This window comes from Spirosoma jeollabukense, from assembly GCF_054777855.1.
Window position 1 is genome coordinate 1,118,753 of sequence record NZ_BAAHAD010000001.1, and the last position, 18,659, is coordinate 1,137,411.

General features: G+C 45.7%; 12 protein-coding genes. 6 read left to right on the forward strand and 6 right to left on the reverse strand.

Translation table 11 applies throughout. The features are described from left to right. Nucleotides 1–143 precede the first annotated feature (143 nt). On the reverse strand, nucleotides 144–683 hold the full coding sequence (pyrR, locus tag ACYVEA_RS04535) for a bifunctional pyr operon transcriptional regulator/uracil phosphoribosyltransferase PyrR (RefSeq protein ID WP_461112145.1): 540 nt from the start codon (nucleotides 681–683) through the stop codon (nucleotides 144–146). Between the two features lie 159 nt (nucleotides 684–842). On the opposite strand from pyrR, the gene ACYVEA_RS04540 reads away from it, so the two are divergent. The 6 genes from ACYVEA_RS04540 (at nucleotide 843) to ACYVEA_RS04565 (ending at nucleotide 9,188) form a co-directional block, all read left to right on the forward strand. Beyond that, the gene (locus tag ACYVEA_RS04540) at nucleotides 843–3,884 is read left to right on the forward strand and encodes a PA14 domain-containing protein (protein WP_461112146.1); all 3,042 of its coding nucleotides are present in this window, start codon (nucleotides 843–845) and stop codon (nucleotides 3,882–3,884) included. A gap of 59 nt (nucleotides 3,885–3,943) precedes the next feature. After that, nucleotides 3,944–4,465 carry a hypothetical protein gene (locus ACYVEA_RS04545; protein WP_461112147.1) on the forward strand — a complete coding sequence of 174 codons (522 nt, stop codon included), beginning with the start codon at nucleotides 3,944–3,946 and terminating at the stop codon, nucleotides 4,463–4,465. Nucleotides 4,466–4,775: 310 nt separating this feature from the next. Further along, a complete protein-coding gene (locus ACYVEA_RS04550; RefSeq protein ID WP_461112148.1) occupies nucleotides 4,776–6,632 on the forward strand; it encodes a T9SS type B sorting domain-containing protein in 1,857 nt (618 codons plus the stop codon). Nucleotides 6,633–6,635: 3 nt separating this feature from the next. Then, complete coding sequence (gene pth / locus ACYVEA_RS04555; RefSeq protein ID WP_461112150.1) at nucleotides 6,636–7,196, forward strand: aminoacyl-tRNA hydrolase; 561 nt, start codon at nucleotides 6,636–6,638, stop codon at nucleotides 7,194–7,196. A 240-nt stretch (nucleotides 7,197–7,436) separates the two neighbouring features. Continuing rightward, on the forward strand, nucleotides 7,437–7,895 hold the full coding sequence (locus ACYVEA_RS04560) for a hypothetical protein (RefSeq protein ID WP_461112151.1): 459 nt from the start codon (nucleotides 7,437–7,439) through the stop codon (nucleotides 7,893–7,895). 222 nt (nucleotides 7,896–8,117) lie between these two features. Continuing rightward, on the forward strand, nucleotides 8,118–9,188 hold the full coding sequence (locus tag ACYVEA_RS04565) for a nucleotidyltransferase domain-containing protein (RefSeq protein WP_461112152.1): 1,071 nt from the start codon (nucleotides 8,118–8,120) through the stop codon (nucleotides 9,186–9,188). Nucleotides 9,189–9,659: 471 nt separating this feature from the next. Here the strand turns inward: ACYVEA_RS04565 and ACYVEA_RS04570 are convergent, their stop codons facing one another. The 5 genes from ACYVEA_RS04570 to ACYVEA_RS04590 all read right to left on the reverse strand — a co-directional run bounded on the left by ACYVEA_RS04570 (nucleotide 9,660) and on the right by ACYVEA_RS04590 (nucleotide 18,638). After that, nucleotides 9,660–10,052, reverse strand: a complete 393-nt coding sequence (locus tag ACYVEA_RS04570) for a hypothetical protein (protein ID WP_461112153.1) — start codon at nucleotides 10,050–10,052, stop codon at nucleotides 9,660–9,662. 444 nt (nucleotides 10,053–10,496) lie between these two features. Continuing rightward, nucleotides 10,497–13,004 (reverse strand): outer membrane beta-barrel protein, encoded by a 2,508-nt coding sequence (locus tag ACYVEA_RS04575; protein ID WP_461112154.1) that lies wholly within the window; start codon nucleotides 13,002–13,004, stop codon nucleotides 10,497–10,499. Nucleotides 13,005–13,314: 310 nt separating this feature from the next. Next, complete coding sequence (locus ACYVEA_RS04580; protein WP_461112156.1) at nucleotides 13,315–14,049, reverse strand: outer membrane beta-barrel protein; 735 nt, start codon at nucleotides 14,047–14,049, stop codon at nucleotides 13,315–13,317. Nucleotides 14,050–14,262: 213 nt separating this feature from the next. Further along, nucleotides 14,263–18,129, reverse strand: coding sequence for a PAS domain S-box protein (locus ACYVEA_RS04585; RefSeq protein ID WP_461112157.1), 3,867 nt, complete (start codon nucleotides 18,127–18,129; stop codon nucleotides 14,263–14,265). Nucleotides 18,130–18,281: 152 nt separating this feature from the next. Next, nucleotides 18,282–18,638, reverse strand: a complete 357-nt coding sequence (locus ACYVEA_RS04590) for a VOC family protein (RefSeq protein WP_461112158.1) — start codon at nucleotides 18,636–18,638, stop codon at nucleotides 18,282–18,284. Between the last annotated feature and the right edge of the window lie 21 nt (nucleotides 18,639–18,659).

Below are 18,659 nucleotides of genomic sequence, written 5' to 3' on the forward strand. Positions count from 1 at the left end.
TCGGACAAATAAATCCTTAATTATTAAAACATCAACATTATCTGTTTTCTGCGGCTGAACAGGTATATATACTTAGGCTAAATGATTACTAAATGAGTAATTTTATCAGGGTAGTCTGAACGTATCTATTTCAGCCAGATGGCTCATCCAACGAGCCAGATCCGGTCGGCGTCGGCACCTTGTTCCGTCCATTCAACCAGTACCTGCTGCGACTCAAGGGTGTTCACCCGCATGCCTGTATAATCGGGTTTTATAGGCAGGTCGCGATTGTACCGTCGATCAATCAGCACCAGCAGCTCAACTTTGCGCGGTCGGCCAAAAGCCGTCATAGCATCCAGGGCTGCCCGAACCATACGACCCGTTGCCAGTACGTCGTCGATCAGAATTACGCGCTTATTTTCAATAATGAACGGCACATGTGTTGTATTGGGACGTAGTGGCGTATCGCGACGGCGGAAATCATCGCGGTAGAACGTAGCATCCAGATAGCCCAGCGGTACGTTATGACCCAGCGCCCGATTGACTTCGCGGCTGACACGTTCAGCAAAATAAATCCCCCGTGGCTGCATCCCCAAAAGAACAGTGTCACTAAAGTCCTGGTGGTTTTCGATCAACTGCTGCGCCAGACGGCTAATAACAATTTCGAGCAGCGGACTAGAGAGAATCAGGCGTTGTTGGTTCATCGGGTAAAAATAAGCGTAAGGTATCAATCTAAGAAAAATGTGAGAAAAAGTAGGCTTGAAAAATAGTCACCTATCCATAAAAATAATATACATTTACTCTTAGAGTATATTTTATGAATATCTATGTTTGCAAAAAAGTCACTATATCATCCATAAAGTATGTTTAAACTTCTACTTCTGCGTCATTTATCACTAATGGCCATTCTTTTCCTGTCAATTAGCCTTTCATCTTTTATCAATGAAAATTACTCCTATAAGGAGTCAAAGCTTGGTCCGTCCTTATATAAAGGCATTTTGGCCCCTCCAATGGCTTCCAAAAAGAAGCCTACAGAAGTAAACCAGCCTGTTATCAATGACCCGATCAGATTTGATATCAAGAGCAATACCCGGCAAATAGTTATTGGGGAAGAGATTGAGCTATCAGTTACGGCCAGATTAATGAATATCTCGCCTAATTTGATGTTCTTCCTGCCGGGATCGAATGCCTACTCACTCCGGATGTTGCTCCCTGCGGGTTTCCAGCAAACTGGCGGTAATTTAACTGAGTTCGTTTCAGGAGAATTAGCCTACCCCAGCCAATCAGAAGTCACCTACACTATTCGGGGCTTTTTTACGAGCACGACCGAAAATACATGTTTCCGTTTACTACGAAGCCACGGACAAGCTACCAGTCAAAGCCTTTTTGTCGAAAAAGCAACCCTATGTTTACCCAATCATTCAGGTGGTAAGCAGGGAGCAGGACGCACAGCAGCTACCAATTCGTCCTTTAATTGGTGTGTTGAAGCCGAAAGCGGTTCAGGCAATCGGGGTGTATCGAGCAGCGTGCAAGCTTCTGCGGGCCAGTACACGGGTAGTTTCGGAAATAATACCGAATACACGACCTACACCATAACCGGTGTTCCTTCAGCAGGCAGCTATACCCTTCATATTTGGTATGCCAGTGGCGATAATCCTCAATTGGGCATTGTAGTCAATGGTAATCTTCAAACTAGTTCTGCGTCCAGCACCAGTAATTGGGCCGGGCCTTTTGCGGAAAATACAGTAGTAGTCAATTTGCAGGCGGGTAGCAACAGCTTACGTATACAAGGCAATGGTGGAGGAAGCTTTAATATAGATCGGCTTTGTATAGATGGTGGTGATGGTGGGGGCGGTTGCACACCCCCAAGTTTAAGTTTAGGTACACCCAGTTGTAATGGGACGACTAATTATTCGGTGAGTTTTTCGGCTCAGGCTGGGTCAACTGTAAGCAGTAGTGCAGGCAGTGTGCAGGGGAACCAGGTGGTTAATATCCCCACTGGCACCAATGTTACGATTACGGCCAGTTTGAATGGATGTTCTTCTCAGCAAACAGCCAACTCACCCACGTGCAATTCAGGCGGGAACCCCAATCCACCAACCGGTACTTGTTCAGTAAGTAATCCCCAAAGTACATTGGATGATGCCGATTGTAATGGTATACGGGGCTGGGCCTTGGATGTAAATAATTTTAACCAAACTCAGACAATTGATATATACATTGATGGCGTGAAAACTTACTCTGGAATTAGTGCCAATGCAGATCGTCCAGATGTAGCAAATTACTATAATAATCCGGCCGCTCGCTATCACGGTTTTAACTATACTTTTCCTTCTGATGCACCTTGGAAAAATGGACAGAATCATACCATTTCTGTACGCATGTGTGGGGTGAATAGTGATCTGGCCGGTTCACCTAGAACCGCTAACGGATGCTCAGGGGGAACACCAAATCCACCATCAAGTAGTTGTGGTACAGGTAGTGGGCTAACTGGCTTCTATACAAATAGTACAGATCTATCAACAAATCTGGTTAGTATTCGAACTGATGCACAAATTGATTTTATTTGGGGAAATGATTCGCCTATTCCCAATGTGGTCAATGCGGATGGTTTCTCAGTACGCTGGTATGGGCAGATAGAAGCACCCGTGTCTGGAAATTATACCTTTAAAACTAACAATGACGACGGCACCCGTGTATGGGTAAATGGACAAATCATTATTGATGACTGGAATGGCCATGCTCCTACCTGGCAACAAGGAAGCATCTACCTGAACGCTGGTCAAAAGTATTACATCAATGTCGTTTTTGTTGACTATTGGGGAGGAGCGCAGGCTCAGCTCTTCTGGGAATATCCAGGTCAAACTATGCAACTAGTTCCCTCCTGTCGGTTGTACACACCCATCATCCCGACTCAGTATAATCCTGATGAAATTGCCAATATAACTAACTCGCCATTACCTTATGGCTTCAGCAGTGTGAGCCTTACTAATTTGACATTTTTTCTACAATCTTATACGGGTAATGTTGTAGACATTGTCTACACTCCTCCATATGAACCCGACCCTGAAGATCCAATTGATCCAATTTTTCACCCCAGCTCTAATTACCCCACTCTTCCTTATGGTGGTTCAAGTGGCGGTGGGTCGATTCCTGGGCCGTGGAATAATCCAGGTGTACCACGGTTTAATATCCAAACGGGTTTGACGGCCAAAGAAATAGCTCTCAACAGGTTTTACGCCAACATGCTTTACAAGGGTATTTCTTTTACCACGGATGAAAAAGCTTTAATTTCCCAGTACCCAGATTTAATAAGTAATATCAGCGTTTATGTCAATATATATGGTAGTAAACCGTATTCTTTAAAATATCTTTCATTAAACGTAAATTCTGTTTCAGACAGTGAAGTTGAAAATGCAATCGCTAACTTATTAGATCCTGGAGTTCCTCAAGGCTTAACACCTTTAGAGAATCAAATGCTTGGTTTGGGAACGCCTAATTACGGAAATAATTTAAGACAATATTATAAAAATGCAAGATCTGCATCAATAAGATGTATACTACATTACGGTTACCATAATACTATGGAAATCGGTATAAATGTTGCTAATGCGTTTAAACATGCTTTGTTATTTATTATCCACTCAATTTCACCTTTTGGTAGAACGTTTGCCAAACAATTGGTCGATGCTCATGAGAGTAATAGTCCTCTCATAGACGGAGATATGGATCGTTGGAATAACAATCAAGGATTTATTATTTATGATGCAGATCCCAATAGATCAATTACCCAATTTGACCAAGTGATTTGGGATGCTGTCAACAATGGTTTAATGCGCTATTTAGTACAACGTATGATTAATGGACAATTAGAATGGGTTCTTATTCCAACCAATGAACACTGACCCCTACTATGATTCGTACAGCGCTTTTTTTGATAATCAGTTTATTGATAACCAGATGTATGTCTGAATCGGACTCATTCTCAACTACTATTGAAGGCTACTCAATAGCGTTTCCTAAACTTGCTAAACAGTTACCTCAATATTCTACTAAAGACGCAATTGTTTATGTTGATAGCACACCTCGGTCACGAATAGAATGGTTATTCAACCCATACGAATTTGGGAAAGATACCCTTTATAAAATACCCGATCGTAGGCAAGCTTACGGAGTCAATATTTACCTAAAAAATAAAGGTAACCAATTAGATTCTGTGAAAGCGGCTTTAGAAGTAAAGTATAAGCATCCGCTAATACCAATGGATATAACGGCAACGGAAGATGAACCGCATTTCGGTCCCAGTGGGTATTACTGTGAACTCAATTCCAATGCTGTCTTATTTCTTCGCAGAGCAAGTTGTTCACAAGGTGATTCATGGTGCCAATATAATAGCCTGAGAATAGCAATTGGGTATAATTTAAGTAAGGCCGAACGAGAGCGGTTTGCTTCAAGCTATGGCATCATATGGTATAATGTAGATTAATTTTCTGTTTTTCTCACCTATTCAGTAAAAAAACAATCACCCTAACAGGGCTACTCGTGAGTACTTACTTGAGAGTAGCCCTGTTAGGGTATGTTATAAAACTCCAGACTGCTCCTAGCCAACTTGTTGAATGAGATCAATGCCCGACTCTACAGCCTTACATTGATCCTTTGGACTAGGGCTGATATTTTTTAATAAACTATTGTGCTAATGGTCAATCTAATAATCTACAAAATCACACAAATGCCTTATTGTCACTACTTTAGCTGTGCCGAAGCGCTGAAGCTATTGTGTGAACATTTCATTAGCGATGAAACAAGGATTTACAATCTGCCTGTGCATGTTGTTTGGGCTGTTGGCTGTCGTGAGCAAGGCGCAGAACGTAGCGGGTTACTGGCTTGGCATTACGTACCCAACCGATCCCAATCAGATCGTGTACAACTACGCCATGACCCTTACCCAAACGGGAAGCATCCTTGGTGGAACAGCGCAAACGTCAGACCCTGATGTACCTTTTGGAGGGGTAGCCTATCTATCAGGTCAGGTTAATCTACCATCTGTTACGTTCAGTGAGGCCGACAGAAACGGGAGTACGAAGATTAAAAATCTTTGTTTCTGGCGAGGAAAACTTACGTATAACTCTGCGGACGAGAGTCTGATTGGTACCTACGAAAACATTACAAATGGCACCACCTGTAAAGACTCATCGGGCGGCAAAGTCGAATTATACCGAATTGTGGTAAAATCGGGTACTACGTTTTGCAAGGGCAGCCCGGTTACTCTCGTCGTTACGGGTAAAAATATTAAATGGTATTCGTCAAAAGCTAAAACCAGCGTACTGGCCACGGGTAATACATACAGCCCGAAACTGACGCAAACAACAACGTTTTACATTACGCAGACGCTGTATAAAAACGAAAGTCCCCCAGTTCCTGTCACGGTTGAACTGGTTGAGCCCCTTTTTAAGACAACGATCATTAATACAGATTGCATTAAAACCAATGGTAGTATTGCCATCACAGGATCAACAAACTGGCAATACAGCCTTAATGGGGGTAGTTTCCAGACGACGCCCCTGTTCACAAGCCTCAGTCCCGGCAGTTATACGATCGTCGCGAAAGATACGGCCGGTTGCCAGTCATCACAAACCATAGCCCTCTCATCCGACGCCAGCCCCACCATCACCGATCTGAAAGTTACTCCGCCCCACTGCGCTGTCGACAACGGCGAAGTAACCGTAGTGGCTACAGGCGGGAGGGCGCCCCTAACCTACTCCATCAATTATGGCGTTACGTTTCAGTCGATTCCGCTGTTTACCCGATTAGCTGGCGGTACGTATACGGTTCATGTACACGATGCGAATGGATGTGAGGTCAATGGAGCGATTGACATACCGTCCTTCACACCCATGGCGATTCTCAGCACAAATGCAGTGCCTACTTCCTGCGGGCAAGCCAATGGGCAGGTGGCCATGACCGTTGGAAGCGGAACTCCACCAATACAATACAGTATTGACAGTAAGACATTCCAGACAGCCACCATTTTCACTGCCTTAAAATCTGGTACGTATACGCTGGTGGCTAAGGACGGGAAAGGATGCACGATTAAGCAGGATATCAGCGTGGCTCCCAGCTCGGGCCCTCATTTAGACGATGTTATAACAACTCCTGAAGGATGCGGGGAGAAAAACGGGGCCATTTCGATGGCTGGCAGCCAGGTGACAGGCCCCGCAGATTACTCGCTCGATGGGCAAACGTATCAACGTAGCGCTAATTTTTCGGGACTGAAAGCCGGGAATTATGTCATTACGGTCCGAGACACAAACAACTGTGTGGTTACCCAGTCCGTATCGATCGCGCTCGATTGTCCTAAGATTATTCAGGTACCAACCGCTTTTTCGCCTAATGCTGACCATATTAACGATGTTCTTACAGCACACTTCGCCTTCCCTTCTGTTACAATTTCCCGTTTTACGGTTTACGACCGATGGGGTGTAGTCCTGTATAATCGTACTAATTTTGTGCTTTCAAACGGTGAATCCATTTGGGATGGACAAGTCGATGGCCGTTCGGCGCCAGCTGGTATGTATGTGTACCGGTTAGATTGTCAGTTTCCCGACGGCACTCAAACCAGCTATCATGAATCGGTAGCTTTATTGAATCAATAGCAAATGAAATTTCTACTTGTTGGCCTGGGCAACATAGGGCCTGAATATTTTCTCACCCGCCATAACGCGGGCTTCATGGTGCTCGATCGTATGGCTGCGCAACACGGCTTCACCTTCTCAATGACGCGTCTGGCGTATACCGCCAAATGGCAGCACAAAGGCAAGCAGTTGTTTTTTGTAAAGCCCACTACGTATATGAACCTTAGCGGCAAGGCTGTGCTGTATTATATGAAGCAGGAAAACATTCCCCTTGAAAACCTGCTGGTTATCACCGACGACAAAGATTTACCGTTTGATAAGCTACGCCTGAAACCCAAAGGTTCGGCGGGGGGGCATAACGGACTACGGAGTATTGATGAATCATTGGGCACGCAGGAATATGCTCGATTGCGGGTAGGTATTGGCAACAATTTCTCTAGAGGAAAGCAAGTTGACTTCGTACTGGGACAGTTTCCAGAGGACGAATTGATCCAATTACCCGCTTATCTGGACCGCGCGGGCGATGCTGCGCTCACTTTTTGTACTATGGGCATACAGGCAGCGATGAATAATTACAACCAATGATATAACATTTTAAAGAATATTTCAATTCTTTAAAAACGTAGAAAGAATAACTTCGCTTTCATTATTACGAAATTTTATATTGTTTCTACAGAACTAGTATCAGCCTTTACCATAAAATTCCTCCTAAACCGCATTATATTCGGAACAAAATTTCGATGCAGCGCTATACTGGGTTTGCACTTTCAAACTTTCTATAGACCTTTGTGCGTTATCTGATTGAAACAAAAATAGAACAAAACAATGAAAACGCGTGTTATCTTTGCATCACTGGTTCTTGGATTAGGATTAGTAAATACTTTGGCAACCGCGGCTACCACCACCAACACTGATGATAGCCCGGCAGCCAACAAGCCGGCAAGTACGATGCTTGTCAATGGTTCGCAGAAGCAATTTGCTTCGTATGCAGAACTTAACATTGCCAAGTTTGTAAATACTACCAACTGGCAGAACTTTATGAGTGTTGTCTCGTTGTACAACCAAAATCCGACCGCTGTGCTGAACATCAGCCCTGCCGATCGTATCAAGTTCAACGAAGCGGCTCTTCAACTAACTGATAAACTGGCCAAGCAGAAAGATGCAAACGCCAGTAACTGGACAAAACAGGTTGGCCACACAGCCCGGATGATCAACTTCCTCTGGAACGCGAACCAATCCATCAGCGAAACGCCTGACGTTCAGTATTTTGGAATAAATATCTAAAAATTAGGTATTTGGAACAGAAAAGAGTAAAAGTTAGTTTTTCATGTAGAAAAGGTTAAGGGTTTAGGAATAGTCAGTATAAGGTTCTCCGCTTCGATCGGGGAACCTTATCTTTTTTTAAGGATTTTTGGTTTTCTTACAGACTAATTTGGGCAAGTTACATACTATCGATATGTAGGTTTTTCCCCAATGACACCGGTAGGAATTCAAAAAACAAGCTCAATGACCATTCAAAACCTCCGGGATCGTAACCTGATTTTATTTGAGTGTATAAGCGGTAGCCGCGCTTACGGTACCGACTTACCAACGTCTGACACCGATATTCGGGGAGTATTTCTTCTGCCTCAGGCTAATCTTTATGGATTGAATTATGTCGAGCAGGTTAACGATGACAAGAACGATGTGATTTTTTATGAACTGCGCCGGTTTGTCGAATTGCTTTCCAAAAACAATCCCAATATTCTCGAACTTCTCTGCGCTCCGGCTGACTGTATCCTCCGGAAGCACCCATTATTCGACCTGTTAAAACCTACTGACTTTCTATCGAAACTCTGCAAAGACACCTTTGCTGGTTATGCCGTCAGCCAGATCAAAAAGGCGCGGGGCTTGAACAAGAAAATCGTGAATCCACTCCCGAAGGAGCGAAGGTCTTTACTCGACTTTTGCTACGTTTTGGAAGTCAATGCATCTACAGCCGGGTCAAAACCTGTTCTGGACTGGTTAATGGCTCATGGCTGGAAACAGGAAAATTGCGGGCTGGCAAGCGTTCCGCATGCCCGTGATGTGTATGCACTTTTCTACGACGAAACGGCTACGTTAGGTTTTCAGGGCATTATCTCGGACAAAGAGTCAACCGAAGTATCACTGAGCAGTATCCCCAAAGACGCTACGTTACTGGCCTATCTGTCCGTGAATCATGACGGATATTCCAGTTACTGCAAAGAGTATCGGGAGTATTGGGAATGGGTTGAGAAGCGTAACGACGCTCGGTATCAGAATACACTCGATCACGGTAAAAACTACGATGCCAAGAATATGATGCATACGTTCCGCTTGCTGGATATGGCGACGGAGATTCTGGAAACTGGCCAGGTTATTGTCCGTCGGCCAAACCGAGCGGAACTCTTAAACATTCGGTCGGGTACCTTCGAGTATGCCAAGTTGATTAAACAAGCGGAAGAGAAAGTGGCCCGAATCGAAGCAGCAGCCACTGTAAGTCCTCTCCCCGATCGGCCAGATTTAGGCCAAATTGAACGGATTCTGGTGGATTTGCGAACAGCGTTATATAATTAGCCGGACGGATTCAAAAGGCTTAACTTATTTTAAATCCGGATCAAATCTACAAAGTCAACGTTCAAGGTGGTCAACAAAACAAAAGCCCCGACCAATGGGTCAGGGCTTGTAGCGTCAACTTATATAAGGCTAGACTGGCAAAAAAGTAGAAAGTCACCCCGATAATAGGATTCTTCATAACGATGATAGAATCGTTCACAATGTCCGTTAGCCACTAGCTCAGCCAACCCACCGAATCGCTACGTTGTATAAAACATAGTATTATAGCCAAAGCCTACTAAATTCTCCAGCCTGAGTCGATAAAAAGACAGCCGCTACTCAATCGAGCAGCGGCTGTCCGTATTCCTTGTTAATACCCATAATACGGGGAGCTTAGCGATAGGGTTGCGTCAGGATGCAGAATTATCTACTTTCTTGCCGCATCTATCAACGGCTTACAACTCAGGATGCCGTGAACCCGTTTCCATTGAATTATTTGGGCGCTGTCATTTCGGGTTCAATGTATTCGTTGGCTAATTCTACCCAAAGGGTATTCCACTCAGTTTCCAGCGAATCCATCTGCTGATATAATGTCTCTTTCTTGTGTTCAATGGCAGCAATATGCTTTTTTCTGTCCGGCTCATTCGCTTTGGTCTGACGAGCAATATCTTCACTGTACTGGACATATACACGCGTTAATTCTTTATGCTTTTCCAGGGTAGTGCTACTTTTTATATAGCGCGGGTCATTCAGTAATGATCTATGAGCAGGTTTGTTCTTTGCCTCGTTAACGACCAGTCCCTGTCGCATTACCACGATTCCGCAGAGGATTAGAGCTGCGCCAAGCAGGACAACAAACGAGCCGATTATAATATGAGTGTTCATGGCCTTCAATATACGTCTTTTTCCTTTTCGCTCAACCGGGCTTCTATCTGCGCAGACACATAAAACTAAGCTGGCTGCTACTATTGGCCTTTTGAATCGTAATCTAACTGCCGGATGGCCTGTTCTGTTTGTCGTTAGACTGATTTAGTGACAATCCAGCAGCCTGCCTTTTGCGTATATCTTCAGTGGACTGTGTTGGTCCTACGATAAATACTGAAGCCGGACAACCGCTGCCTGATTGGGTGGCGGTTGTTTTTTTATTATTTCATCTAACCCCTGGTGGTCAGGGCACAAAAAAGCCATGCTTCAAGGTGAGCATGGCTTTCGCGTTTTCTTAACCTAAACTAAAAATTTTATCTAAAAAAATGTAACCTGTATGTTGTTTGTAAACCAGATTGAGACCCTACTCTCATTCTTATACAGGCTACATTGTTTGCTATTTTTTCAATTACCTGCTTTTACCCGATTCTGCTCCGCTGATGTGGCTGAATTCCGATCACGGGCACCTTTTACATTCTGATTACCAAAACGATACGTGAACGTCAGCATGATTTTGCGACTCTCCCAGCGTGATGCTACGTGAAAATTGATGTCCTGAACCATCGCCCGACCATTGAAATGGTTCAGCCAGAAGGGGTCGTTGATATTCAGTTTCACATTGCCTTTGCCTTCCATCACTTTCTTTTGTACACCTACGCTAAAGCCACCCATTGGCTGCGCCCGATAGAAACCATATTGCGAGGCCGAATTGTACCAGCCGGATAGTTCAGCCGACATCGTTTTGGTCAGCGTAAAATTCTGGGATGTGTACAGATTGTAAGCCACTAATTTCACATCGTAAGGCGTGCCCGAATAGAACGTCTGATAATTCTGATAATACGTATTAATGTTATTCTGCATCCGCCACCATTTAGCCACCACTATCGGAAAACTCACATTCAGGCTTACATTATCTAAATGACCCTGATTCTCCGGCGTCACGTAGGTTATGTTTTCGGAAGCAATCTGCCGGGGTGTTTCCTGGTTAATGAAATCCGTTGTGCGACTGTAGCCCAGGGTTGTTGACAGAGTTCCTTTGAAAACGTGCGTCAGCTCAACTGAGTTGGTGTATTGTGGCCGCAGAAACGGGTTTCCTTTTTGATAGGTGTATGGATCGAGATAGAACACAAACGGATTCAGGTTCTGATAGTCAGGCCGGTCAATCCGGCGACTGAACGACATATTCAATACGTTGTTCGTGTCCAGTTGCCGTGACAGAAATACCGTTGGAAACAGGTTCAGGTAATTACGATCAACGGTTTGATTCAGCGTAACCGACGTACCAATTGAGTGCGTGTGCTCGACCCGTAAGCCCGTCTGAACTTTCAATTTACCGAACTTACCAGCGTAATTAACGTAAGCGGCATTGATGTTCTCGGTGTATTTGAATTGGTTCGACCGGCTGGCATCGAATAACCACTGGCGGCTTTCCTGCTGCAGTGTATCGTAAAGCGTGTTGTTATCGGCATCGACAAAGCTGCTTTTCAGGCCGGTTTCAAATTTGCCGCCTTTTTTCAGAGGATGCACGTAGTCTGTTTTAAAAGCCAGAATATTGATGGTCGATGGCATGTTGTTGCGCACATCCTGATTTGGGCGAACCGGCAGATTTTCAGGCCCATAATAAACTGTACTCAAGTCATTGTTATTCTTACCGCCATAGTGAACAAAGTCGGCATCAATGGTCCATTCCCGGCCTTTTCCGTCGAAATCATATTTGTAGTTGAGGTTACCCGTAAGATTTGACAAATAATTACGAGCATCCGTTTTAGTAGCGGGTTTGCTGGTCAGTTTATGATTTTCGTCACTGATGAACGTATTGTTCACCCCCGATGAGCGCCAATCGTTTGAGAAACCATTGATCAGTACACCAATCGTGCTTTTCTGATTGATAAAATAATCCAGACCCGCTTTGTAGGAATGTCCCGTGAACTGATTTGGGCGGAACGAATACTGATCAAAATAAGTGGTAGTACCGTTGAAGGGAATCGCCCGATTGATCTCGTTGCTTTGCGAACTCTGCCGATTCACGTAGCTATAGTTACCGAAGAAGTTGATTTTCCCCTCCCGGTGGTTCAAGTTCAGTGACGTATTGAATTTTGGCAGGTCGTCGCGGGCACCTGCCAGGTTATTCACCCAGCCGTAGCCAGTACCGAGGATGAACGTACCATTGGTGCCAAAATTCTTATTTTTCTTCATCTTGATGTTAATAATCCCGGAGTTACCAGCCGCATCATATTTGGAGCCTGGGTTCGTGATTATCTCAATTGAAGCAATGTTATCGCTGGGCGTATTTTTGAGCAGATTCGATACTTCCTGCTGAGACAGGTATGTTTGTTTGCCGTCGATATAGACAATGACGCCCGCCTTGCCTTTCAACTGAATCTGGTCATTCTGGCGATCGATAGTTACACCCGGTGCTTTTTCCAGTACTTCCAGGGCGGTGTTGCCACTAGCTACAATGCTGTTCTCGACATTCATAACTGTACGATCAACCTGCTGCTCAATGAAGGGTTTCTGAGCAACAACCTTTACTTCGGTCAGGTTTTTCGTTTCGTCGGTCATGGCTAAAGCAGGCAATTCGAGCGCCGGACGTGCTTCATCAATCGTGAACGGAGCACTATACGTTTTATGATAACCAATCTGCTGGGCAGCTACTACATACTGACCTGCACCAACATTATCGAATGCGTATTTGCCATCGACGTCGCTGATTGCCCCTTTTACCAAAGTCGAGTCTTTCGCTTTCAGCAGCATTAACGTACTGAATTCCAACGGTTTTCCTGCTACTGTGGCTACTTTACCATTTACAGTGCCTCTCGTCAGAACCTGACCGAACGAGCTTGTCAGGCTTAGCAACAGCAGGCTATAGAAGGCTACTAACAGCAGTATGTGATGAGTCAAAGGCTTTTTCATTGTCTTATTCTTTCAGAAGGTTGCTTTGTGTCTTGCACTAAGTACATGGCAAAGGTAGGTAGTGGGTATCGCAAAGTACCTGTTCTTACACAAGCGGTCTGAACGCTGGGATGAGTGGATAATTACTTGGATTTACTGCGCCTTTGAAGCAATCGAGATAAAGAGGCAGGCGCGAAAAGAATGTTGCATCTTCGAACCAGGATTTTTGTATTTTTTTTGACTGACTATGATGTATCCATAGGCTTTCTGTGGAAGCGAAATCATAGTCGGTCAGAAAAATCATACAAATCCCGTAGGACCACCTGTGCGGTCAGAATTTGATCCCCACAGCCCACACGCTGGCGTCTGGGCCCTGTCCTGCTTTGAATGGGCTATTGGGTTCATAGCGTCCGAAAAGTTTCGGTTGTCCCCGGAAGCCCAGTTCGGTAGTCAGCCCCCAGCGAACCGGATTCAGGTTGTAGGAACCATGCGTCCGAACGGCTGATCCACCTTCGGGCTTTACTTTCGTGTAGCTGTCCAGGCGTATACCGGCATAAGCGCCCACGCCAAACGTAAAACCCGATCGGAACGTAACATTCAGGATCACCGGCAGATTAAGCTGCGTCGTAACGAGCTTTGACTTATGCAGGTCGGTGTCTGCCTGCTCAATAACAAGCTGATTATTGCGCTCAACCAACATGTTACGTCTCACCTCGGGCGACCGCTCGAACATGAAGTTGTTCCAGGCGATTTCTGGCCCCGTTACCAACCGAAGTTTTGTGGAGCCCATCACGGCGAGTGGAATGCGTTTCTGCCAGGACAGTGCTACGTAGCGCGAACCAATAGGACGAAAATCGTAACCGGCCGGTAGCGAACCACCAAAATTATTGACACCAAAATAGATATGCACATCCGATGTAATGTGCTCAATTCTTCTCGTTGATTTCGTCGTCGAATACGTGGTGTAAGAACTGGAATCGGTTGTGCTGGTAAGCGTCGATTGAGCGAAGGAAGCGGTTGAAGCAGCAACCAGAGCTGTTGCGAGGATACGGTTGAACGTTTTCATGGTTGTAAGCAAAATAAGGGTTTAGGAAAATTGACGTTTATTCAATTCAGGTTTGTGTTCCTTGTGTCATTTGTCAGGAAGATGTAAGAACAGCAGGATCAGGTTGCATGGCTTGCCTAAAAAAAATCCTTAAATCTCTCTGGGGCCAAAAAAAAGCATCAAAACCTGTTGATTATCAACAGGTTTTGATGCTAAAAAAGATTAAATATGAATTTAGATGACAGGCAGGTACACGATAAACGTAGCCCCCTGACCCAGTTGGCTGACGGCCGTAATAGCACCACCATGATTGGTCGCTACTTTTTCACAGATAGCCAGGCCAATTCCCGTGCCAGCATATTTAGTTCTGCTGTGTAGCCGTTGAAAAACCTGAAAAATTCGATCTATGTATTTTTCATCAAACCCTATCCCATTGTCGGACACGCTGATACTATAATAAGCCGGAACAGGCCGGATAGGTCTGACCGATTCAGGTATGTCATTGGGGCCAACTTGCTCAACCTGAATCTGAATTACCGGACGAACGTCTGCTTTCCGAAATTTCAGCGCATTGCTCAGCAAATTCTGAAACAACTGACGTAGCTGGGATTCGTCGCCCAATACGGTTGGCAGGTTGCCTATCCGAACACGGGCCTCCGCCTGCGTGATGGCTACTTCCAGATCAGCGAGCACACCAGTGATGACATGATTTAAATGAACTGGGGATGTCGTTTCCTGACGGGTTGAGATCCGCGAGAAGGTTAGTAGATCCTTAATGAGTTGTGACATTCGGCTGGCTGCCGACTGCATCCGCTCCAGGTTGTCGACGCCTTCGCCCAACTGGTCTGCGTATTGACTCTTCAAGATATCGCCAAACGCCTGTATCTTACGCAGCGGCTCCTGCAAATCGTGACTGGCGATGTACGCAAATTTTTCCAGATTGTCGTTCGAACGCCGGAGGTCATAGTTCGACGCTAGCAATTGCTCAGTACGAGCCTCCACCTGTTGTTCCAACTCGGCTTCCAGTTCCTTCTGCTCATGAATATCGGTAGCTGTACCTACCCAAAGTATAATGGCCCCCGTTTCATCCTGAATAGGCAACGCTCGGTTCAGGTGCCACCGATATGCACCATCAGAACCCCGACGATAGCGATTCTCCAACACGAAAATAGTGCCAGTTCTCAGGGCATTACCATACACTTCCAACGTATGGGCGAGTTCATCCGGATGAACCACCGCTTGCCAGCCCCACGCCTTGGTTTGCTCAAAATTAAGCCCCGTGTAATCGTACCACCGCTGGTTAAAGAAATCTATTTCACCCTCGGGTGTGTTGGTCCAGGTCATAGGCGACATGGCTTCCATCAACGTTCGGAAGCGCAGTTCGCTCTCTTCAATTGTCCGGCGGGCCAATACCTGTTCTGTAACATCGACTGCCATGTCGAGGATAGCGTACACCGTTCCGGCAGCGTTACGTAGCGGTTTGTAGGTGAAATTGAAATAATAGGTTTTCAACTTACCGTCGACCATTAAATCGGTCCGGGCTTCCTGAGCGCTGTATTCAATGCCCGTTGCATACACCTCCTGAAGAATATCAAGAAATGGCTGTCCTATCAATTCAGGTACGCCTTCATGCAGTGGCTTTCCGATTACCGTATTGCTTTTCCCCCAAAGCTTCAACATAGCTTCGTTAGGCAGTTCCACAATCATCTCCGGGCCCACGAATAAACTCACGGCTACCGGTGCCTCTTCAATTAAATTCCGGAAACGCTGCTCGCTTTCCTGAAGGGCTCTTGTGGCCTTTACCTGCGTGGTCACTTCAGTAGCGACAACCAGCACGCCATTCGTCTTCCCTAGTTCATCCCGCACGGGTGCGTAAACGAAGTTAAAGTAAGCATCTTCCAGCTTTCCTTTCCGGTGCAGCTGGGCATGCGTTTCATACCCATAGTGAGAACTCCCCGAATCATAGACATTTTCCAATAATTCAATAAAGCCCTGTCCATCAATTTCGGGCAAGACTTTAAGAAGGGGCAAGCCGATGATGGACGTATCCTTACCCCATATTTCCAGCATGGATGTGTTAGCGGTCTCGACAACCAGATTTCGGCCATTTAAAATACCAATGGCTACTGGAGCCTGCGTAATCATATTCCGAAACCGTTCATCGCTGGCCCGAAGCTTCGCGTTAGCCTCAATGCGCTCACTAATGTCCAGAATAGCGCCAATGTAACCCGCGAAGCGCCCGTCTGCTGCATACTGCGGAGTACCCGTGCAAACCACCCACCGTACTTTACCGTCTGTTACGTTAAAAACACGGAACTGACTCTCGTGGTACCGAAACGCCCTGAAGTCGGATAGAAAATGTTCGGCTGCCCGTTGACGATCTTCTATGACGACATAATTCAACCACCCATTCCCCAGGTGCTTTTCCAGTGGCACACCCGTCCAGTCAATCCATTTAGGACTTACGTAAGTAATAGCCAGGCTTTCGTTTGTAATCCACAAGGCGGCTGTCGAGGCCGTTGTAATGCTACGGAACAGGGCTTCACTATCCCGAAGGGCCTGTCGGGTAGCTACTTCGGCACTGATATCATTCGCAATGATAATCATGCTATGGGTTTCGTCCTGTGCATCGGCCACCCGCGTAACGTTCAGCTGCACCCACCGGATGGAACCATCTTTATGGATATACCGCTTGACCAGATTGAAGAAAGGCCGATCACCCCGCACAACTTCCTCGAACAGTTGCCGGTTGCCTTTTTGATCATCGGGATGCGTTACCTCAAAGCTGTTAAGCTGGCACATTTCCTCCGTCGAATAGCCCAGCAGCTTTGTATAAGCTTCGTTGACTAACGTGAAATTGGCCCGTTTGTCGGTAAAAGCCATACCCATCGACGTATTGTTGAAAGCAATGGTAAAGCGTTCTTCCGCTTCTTTCAACGCTTTTGCCTGCTCTTTCTGCTGAGTAATATCCAGTGCAATACCAGAAAACGTGACAGCCTTACCAGCCGAATTGGCTAAATACTGACCAAGTATTTTGACCCAATGTATTGAGCCGTCATTCCAGATAAAGCGAGCTTCGTAACTAACCGTCCCCGTATTGGCAGCCATTTCATAGGCCCGTTTCCGAATCAGCTGATCATCAGGATGGACATGCTCAATAAATACGTCCCGGCTAAGGCCCGTGGTTATTTCTCCCGTTACGATGCGGGCATACGAAGCCGAATAAATAATTTCATTCGTCTCCATGTTGATCGAGAATGAGCCCGACCCTGCTCCTTCTACGGCGATTCTGGCCTGCTGTTCAGAGAATTCAGCTTTCTCTTTAGCCAGCATTTCCTCCGTAATATCCTGAACAACCCCCGAAAAGCGGTAGGCCTGACCTGCTTCCGTAAAGTGAGTCTGACCGATGGACCGTACCCAGCGGAATGAACTACCAGCCTCTGCTTTGGTACGGTACTTCACATCATAATGCCCACCCGACGCTGGATTCAGCGCCCATTTCACGGCATCTTCTACCTTACGGCTGTCATCTGGATAAATATAGGCCAGGCTATTCTCATAAGCCATTACGTTGGCCCTGGGTATACCAAAAATTTCTTTGGCGCGGTCATCCCAGTTCACAGTACCCAACACAGGATCAAACTCCCACGTACCTAATTGCGCCGATTGCAGAGCAAAGCGTAGTCGTTCCTCACTTTCATCGCGCGCCCGTTGTAGGGCAACACGATCGGTGATGTCCTGCATAGCGCCTACCATCCGTACCGATTTTCCATCCCGATGAAGAATGTATCCCCGATCATAGACCGTAGCGTAGGTGCCGTCATTCCGGCAAAACTGATATTCTGCCGACCAGTTCGTAGCCCCCTGATCAATGGCAGAATAAATACTGTTTAAGACGCGTTCTTTATCATTGGGATGAACGTGATTATACCATGATTCTGGTCCGCTTTCGCTGACCTGTGTATCATAGCCAAATAACGTACTGAATCCTTCGTTCCACCAAACGGTGTCGGCTTCCAGATCCCAATGCCAGACCGCATCCCGGGTGGCCTTTGTCAGCAGCTCAAATAATTCGCTGGTCGTTACTAAATCTGTGTTCAATGATTTATTTGGCCAGATTGACTACTCATTCTCAGCCATAAAGTTAAGTAAAAGAACCCATAGCGGTAACTTACTTTCAGATTCTATAAACCAGCGAACTATTGCCTACAACAGACTCCGACTCTGGCTTATACCTAAAATTTACCATGATGTTACTCAACAAATTGCAATAATTCAAATCGATTGTCGAAGGGATCGCGGAAGAAAAAACGTTGCCGTCCGTCGATCTCGGAAGAATAGGAAATGGCGATTCCGCTACGTTCTAAATCCTGTTTAGCTTCGTCCAGATTAGCAACCTCAAACGCCGGATGCCGACTTGAATAGTTTCCGCCGTTTTCTTCGCGCACATGCAATTGAATGTCGGCAATCTGGAACCAGATAGCCCCTTTGGGATGATTTCCCGGAATTTCTACCAGGCCCAGTACATCCGTGTAAAACGCCCTAGCTTCGGCGGTTTTTCCTTCGGGAATAGAAATCAGAATGTGGTCTAAGCGGGTAAATTGTATCATAGTGTCGGACATTCTATTGCG

Coding starts and splice junctions, on each gene's coding strand:
- ACYVEA_RS04540 (WP_461112146.1), top strand. CDS start 843: ATGTTTAAACTTCTACTTCTGCGTCATTTATCACTAATGGCCATTCTT.
- ACYVEA_RS04570 (WP_461112153.1), bottom strand. CDS start 10,052: ATGAACACTCATATTATAATCGGCTCGTTTGTTGTCCTGCTTGGCGCA.
- ACYVEA_RS04580 (WP_461112156.1), bottom strand. CDS start 14,049: ATGAAAACGTTCAACCGTATCCTCGCAACAGCTCTGGTTGCTGCTTCA.
- ACYVEA_RS04560 (WP_461112151.1), top strand. CDS start 7,437: ATGAAAACGCGTGTTATCTTTGCATCACTGGTTCTTGGATTAGGATTA.
- ACYVEA_RS04575 (WP_461112154.1), bottom strand. CDS start 13,004: ATGAAAAAGCCTTTGACTCATCACATACTGCTGTTAGTAGCCTTCTAT.
- ACYVEA_RS04590 (WP_461112158.1), bottom strand. CDS start 18,638: ATGATACAATTTACCCGCTTAGACCACATTCTGATTTCTATTCCCGAA.
- ACYVEA_RS04545 (WP_461112147.1), top strand. CDS start 3,944: ATGTCTGAATCGGACTCATTCTCAACTACTATTGAAGGCTACTCAATA.
- pth (WP_461112150.1), top strand. CDS start 6,636: ATGAAATTTCTACTTGTTGGCCTGGGCAACATAGGGCCTGAATATTTT.
- ACYVEA_RS04550 (WP_461112148.1), top strand. CDS start 4,776: ATGAAACAAGGATTTACAATCTGCCTGTGCATGTTGTTTGGGCTGTTG.
- pyrR (WP_461112145.1), bottom strand. CDS start 683: ATGAACCAACAACGCCTGATTCTCTCTAGTCCGCTGCTCGAAATTGTT.
- ACYVEA_RS04565 (WP_461112152.1), top strand. CDS start 8,118: ATGACCATTCAAAACCTCCGGGATCGTAACCTGATTTTATTTGAGTGT.